Annotated in this window: 3 protein-coding genes; all 3 read right to left on the bottom strand. The window is 42.4% G+C overall.

The features are described from left to right. Positions 1-4 precede the first annotated feature (4 nt). The 3 genes from AAE02nite_RS01995 to AAE02nite_RS01985 are packed head-to-tail and all read right to left on the bottom strand — an operon-like array spanning position 5 to position 5,735. Positions 5-997 (bottom strand): BT_3987 domain-containing protein, encoded by a 993-nt coding sequence (locus tag AAE02nite_RS01995; protein WP_146894749.1) that lies wholly within the window; start codon positions 995-997, stop codon positions 5-7. A 22-nt stretch (positions 998-1,019) separates the two neighbouring features. Then, the gene (locus tag AAE02nite_RS01990) at positions 1,020-2,561 is read right to left on the bottom strand and encodes a SusD/RagB family nutrient-binding outer membrane lipoprotein (protein ID WP_146894748.1); all 1,542 of its coding nucleotides are present in this window, start codon (positions 2,559-2,561) and stop codon (positions 1,020-1,022) included. Between the two features lie 27 nt (positions 2,562-2,588). Further along, on the bottom strand, positions 2,589-5,735 hold the full coding sequence (locus AAE02nite_RS01985; protein ID WP_146894747.1) for a SusC/RagA family TonB-linked outer membrane protein: 3,147 nt from the start codon (positions 5,733-5,735) through the stop codon (positions 2,589-2,591). Positions 5,736-6,000: the final 265 nt, after the last annotated feature.

Raw genomic sequence — 6,000 nt, 5'->3', positions numbered from 1 at the left:
TAAGTTATCTCGATTTATTATACTTCATTACATAATTAAGAACCCTGGTGGCAGCTCCCGATCCCCAGTCAATATTAATGGTGAATGTCTTGGTTGCAGGGTCATATTTATTTTCTTTACCAGGCGTATTTTTTAGGCTAGGATTTGAAGATGTTACCGTAACGGTATTGTCCGGATTTATCCGAAGAATAGTATTATCAATACCTCCTATTGAGGTACCATTAGCCCAAACTGGCTCAAAACTTACCGTATTAGCACTAAGGGTAACTAAAGCTATATCTTCTCCGGCTGGGTCACCAGATAATGACGGATCCGGGCCTGTTGCGGTATTTCTGGTAATATTACTTCCGGCTTGTATAGTATAAATACCATCGTACTTGTTTTTTGCGCCAATACTATAAATTACCGTACTAAAATTACCACTTATAACTCCTTGTGAGGCGGTAGTAATTGTAAGTGGTAGCCCATATTTAAATGCAAAATCAAAAAGGGCAGGCTTTACCGTAATAGGTAATGTTGCTCTTCTTTCTCCTCTTTTTATGGTTATCTCACTTGGTACAGAATACAGATTAGCAGGCATCATGTCGTAAACATCTGCATGGGCTTCTGCATCATCGGCAGCTTCTTTCGCCTCGTCCGGATCTTCAATGCCTGCCATGGCTGCTTCTCTTGCATCGGCTATTATCTTATTGTTAAAAGCTTTTAGTGCGGCTTCGTCCACTTTTACACCTACAACAATATCTTCTGGCGCATTATTTTTTCCGGAATAACTTATTACTACATCAAAATTCGCTTCCGGGACTATTTCAAAAGATTTAGTAACTTCCGTGTAAATACGTTCTGCGGAAGGATGCTCGGCCGGGTCTTCGGAGTAAAACTCAATCAGGTTTGGTGATGCTTCCGTATCTCTGCCGGTTAGCGGATCTTCTTCGTCTAAACACGCGCTTAAGCCCAGGCATAAGAAGGCTAGGGGTAATATTTTATTTAATGATTTCATCTCTTCTTCTTAATTAATAAAATTATTTATCCCAAAAAACAGCTGACGTTTGCGGGTTAATTTCACCTTGTGCTTCTACATTGGCCGCATTATAGCTATACTCGCTTTGCGGATACGCCAGGCGCTTAGGTACTCCTCGGCCAGCTCTACCCGGATTTAACGATAATGGCAGGTCGGTTGGTACACCCAATCTCCGGTAATCAACCCAAGCTTCAAAGTTATTAATGCCTACTAACGACAAATATTTTTGCATAACAATGAATCTTACTTTATCGGTTGCGGCATCGTAGTTAACCAACGGATTATCCTGGGCTAAGTAAGTATTGACGGTAGCTGTTGCATTGGTTACACCTAGCCATGTAAACGATTCTCTAACTGCATTCTGGAAGGCTTCTTTTGGATTGCCGGGTATCCAACCTCTCTGAATCGCTTCCGCTTGTAAGAACAAGCTTTCCACCGATGTAAAAAGCCATTGTGGTTGCGAAGGGCTTTTAGCCAAGCCAGGACCTGCTACATTGGAGGAGTTTACAGCCTGATAAGGGTCATTATTAGGTAGTATTTCACCAAAATTATAACCATAGTATAAATTGCCACCGACTGGGGTGTTTGCCTGGCTAAAATAGTACTGGTAACGAATATCGCCATTACTTCTTAGCTTATTTAAAATATAATTATTAGCCCGGTTAAAGTCATCGGCTACACCGCCTTGGGGCGTTTGCTTAAAAGCATTCCAGTAAGGGTTTTGCTGACCAGCAGATTGATTGTAGCCCGGTTGTACAGAAGCTGTTTCGCCACTCATCAGGAAACCACTGCCGTCGGCATTAATTCTGGTTATTACGGCCTGTACTTCCGCTGGGCTAATTACCTCCGACTGATGAATTAGTAGCTTTAAACGCTGGGTATTGGCCAGTTTTCTCCACATTTTGGCATCCCCGTGAAACATAATATCAGCGTCCTCAATACCCGGATTCGCTAACACATCGGCAGAAGCAAAAAGGGTAGCTGCCTGATCCAATTCAACTAAAAGGCTGTCATAAATATCCTCGCCTTTGTCGTAACCTGGTAATATATGTTCCGATAAATTAAATGCTTCGGAATAAGGTACATTGTTATACTGGTCTACCAGATACATAAAGCCGATAGACTTTAAAACCTTAGCCATACCCTGGTAAAACGTCTGACCAGAGGCAGCCGCTTTCCGCTCCATCAGGTCAATATCAGCCAGGTTATTGTACCAGCCTGTTAAATTAATCTGATCAGATGTAGAGGCATTATTCCACTGGGTTGCCTGGTAAGAAGAAGTAATATTATAGTTTTCTAAGGGCAGGCTGGTACCATAAGATCCGGAACGAGACCAATATCCCATCCAGTGGCCTACAAAATCGTATTCAGTAGCCATTCTGGCGGCTGTTACATGCAACGTTAACGGTAGTAACAGCTGGGGTGTTATCGATTCTTCTGTTGGCGCATTGGGGTTATCATTAATATCAAAAAAATCGTCTTGGCAACCTGCTGCTGTTAAAAGCATAAACAGGGCAAAAACAGCATATATGTGTTTCTTCATTTTTTATAAAACTTAAATTTTGTACTATTAAAAAGTAAGCGTTACGTTGCCACCGAAAATACGTACCGGAGGGTTTATTTGCGAACTTGTTATACCAAAGGTATTAGAAGAATAAGCGGTTGAAGCGGATACACCAGGCTGGGCGGCACCAAAACTGCTGAAATCAGGATCGCTGAATTCATTTGTTTTGGGCAACCATAAAGCCAGGTTTCTGCCAGTAACGGCCACCGAAATACCTTTGATTACTTTCTGCCTGGCAAGAATACTAGCCGGTAGCGTATAGCTTAATGCTACTTCACGTAATCTCCAGGAGGCAGCACTTGTAACAAAGTTGGAGAACACATCTCTGTAAACACCTATGTAAAAATCGTTAGGGTTGGTAATAGCTATATTGGTATTCGGGGTAAAGCTGCCATCTTCATTTTCGATAACAGAATTAGGGATTACAAATCTTTCCCGGTTGTTACGGGCAGTAGCGGCCGAAACCCCGGTCCAGGCCATACCTGGCCCGATGCCGTGGTAAGCAACGTGGCCGCCTTTATATTCAGCCAATACAGACAGGTTCAAACCTTTCCAGTTTACAGATGGGTTTAAGCCAACAATCCATTTGGGGAGTGTTCGTCCAAAAGGTTTTAAGGTAGGGTCTTCTGTGGGGTAGCCAGAATATTTGTCAACAATAATTCTGCCCTGGTCATCCCGCAGGTAATCATTCGCTTGCAGAATAAAGGCAGGCTGGCCAACAATAGCGTAGTTGGAGGCAATGGTGTAGCCACCTATGGCTATCTGATCTAAATCTTCAAAAATGCTCTTAATTTCAGAATCGCTGTAAGTAGCATTCGCATTAAAGTTAATATTAACGCCGCCAAGGTTTACCAAAGGCGTTAAGCGGGCTTCCAGTTCAACGCCTTTATTCACGAAGGAAGCGGCGTTAACGTTAGCAAAACCAAAACCAGTAGCTTCAGAAACTCTAATCGGAATAATCTGGTCGGTGTTATCCTGGTTATAATAGGTTGCTTCCACGCTCAGGCGGTTGTTCAGGAACCCTGTTTCGATCCCGAATTCAACGCTCCGGATAAACTCCGGATTTAAATTGGCATCGTAAGTGGTATTGTTAGCGGTAAAGCCGGCCAGGTTACCGTAAGGGAAGCCATACATCTGCTTGAAGGTTCCGGCTAAAGAGTATGGTGCAATATCAGCATTGGCTGTTTTATTCCAGGAGCCTCTTAACTTAACAAAAGAAACAGTACTGTTGTCTCTCAGTATGCCAACAAGGTCACTTACTACTAACGAAGCACTAACCCCCGGGTAGAAGTAAGAATTATTATTCATATTTAATACTGAAGTTCTGTCTTGCCGGCCGGTTAGTTCTAAATTTGCCCAGCCTTTGTAGTTAAAGCCGGCACTCGCATATACCGAGAATAACCTGGCGCGGGATTGGGGTGATGTACCGGATAGCTGCCCAGCTAAGTTCGATATGTTGAATAATTCCGGAACAACTAAAGTACCTGCCCCTACTTCGGTATCCCTAGCATCATCCTGCCGCACGTAAGTACCCAGAATACCGGTAACTCTGATGTCCTTGGTTATTTGCTTATTAAAATTAGCAAATGCTTCAGAAGATAAACGGGTATTTCTGTAAGATCTTTCTTCTACTGAGCCGGTTATAATATCGAATGATCTTCCTAAACCATATTCATTTGGGGTTTCACCGGCTGAGGTACCCCTTTCGTTGATAAACCTGGCAATCAGACCTGCCCGGTAAGTAAAACTTAGCCAGTCTGTTGCTTTAAAGTTTAAGTCCAGGTTGGTGAGTATATCCTCTCTTTTACCATTCAGGCGCCAGTTATCAATTGCCCAGTAAGGGTTTAAACCGTAATCGTTAAAATAGTTGTTAAATTGGGCATAAGGGTTGTTCCGAAAGTCTTTGTAAGAGGTAAGCGGAATATGAGCCGGCGTGTTAAAGATAAGGTTCATTAAACCCTCGTTGGAACCTGTGTTTAATTTTGTGAAGTGCTCATCCTGCAGCTCAGCATTGTAAACATTATAGTTCTGCTGAATGTAATTTGTATTCAGACCAACTTTGAATTTGCCGTATTCTCGGCCGGTATTTAATCTAATGCCGGTTCTACGGTTTTTATCATCGGGCACAACACCTTTAATATTGGCATCCTGCAGGCTTATATAAAAGTCTTTGGCAGCCAAGGATACATCGTTTTGCATCACTACCCCCGTATTAAAGAATTCTTTCCGGTCGTTTCTTGGGCTATACTTTACCATTTGCGTGGTGCCATCGGGCAACACTTTGCCTATCGGTACTTCAGAACCGTCGAAAGCTGGTCCCCAGGACCAGTTCTCATAAGCCGTGTAAACGCCGTAGCCGCCACTGCCAAATTGCGTCTGAAATTTAGGGAAGAACGATACTTGCTGAAATTGGGTAGAATTGCTTAGCGTAACAACCGGGTTATCATTAGCAGCCCCTTTTTTAGTTGTAACCACAATAACCCCATTTCTGGCATCCGGACCGTAAATAGCCGCCGCCGAAGCACCTTTCAGAACCGACACGTTTTCAATGTCGTTCGGGTTAATAGACGATAAGTAATTAAGATCAGACTGAACACCATCAATTACTAACAGGGGGTTGTTGTTACCAGTAATGGAACGGATACCGCGCAAATTTATCCGAACATTCTCGAATACACCACTGTTGGTGGTCATAACGTTCAGACCGGCTACTTTACCTTGTAAGCCAGTAGCCACGTTAACCGGATTAGCCCGGGTCACCACCTCTTCCGTAACAGAAGTAGCTGCGTATCCCAGATCTCTTTTTTCTCTGGTAATACCCAATGCGGTTACTACTACTTCGCCTAATTGTTTTGCATCTACCTGCATGGCTAAATTAATAGTTGTTGCATTACCAATCGCTCTTTCTGCGCTTGTGTAGCCAACAAAACTAAATACCAAAGCAGTGCTTCCTGCCGGAACAGAAATACTGTAATCGCCGGTAACATTAGTGGTTGCTCCTATTTGGGTCCCCTTTACTAAAACCGTTACTCCCGGAAGGCCCTCATTGTTGCTGGCATCGGTTACTCTTCCGGTTATTGTCCTGTTCTGTGCCAATGCTTCCTGCAAAAACACGGTTAGCAGAAAAAGGCTTATGAATAGAATTTTTCTCATTTTATTAAAATTAAGTGGAAAAAGAAGGTTGTAGGAATTTAATGTATGTAAAGCCGTAGATATATTATAGTAAAATTAATATAATTAATCCAAATAGAAATAATATGTTGCGGTGAAATGTATATTACTGCGAATGAACTGCTAAATTTTAAGAATAAGTTGTAAACATTTATCGTTTTTTTGCCGTTGGTCCGTTTAGGTAATCAAAATTTAAATATTTTAATATATTGGCAATTAGCGTATCCGGAACGAGAAAAAGTTTGAG

Origin of the sequence: Adhaeribacter aerolatus, from assembly GCF_007991635.1 — a bacterium.
Lineage (GTDB): Bacteria > Bacteroidota > Bacteroidia > Cytophagales > Hymenobacteraceae > Adhaeribacter > Adhaeribacter aerolatus.
This window is presented reverse-complemented; position numbering and strand designations above follow the sequence as displayed.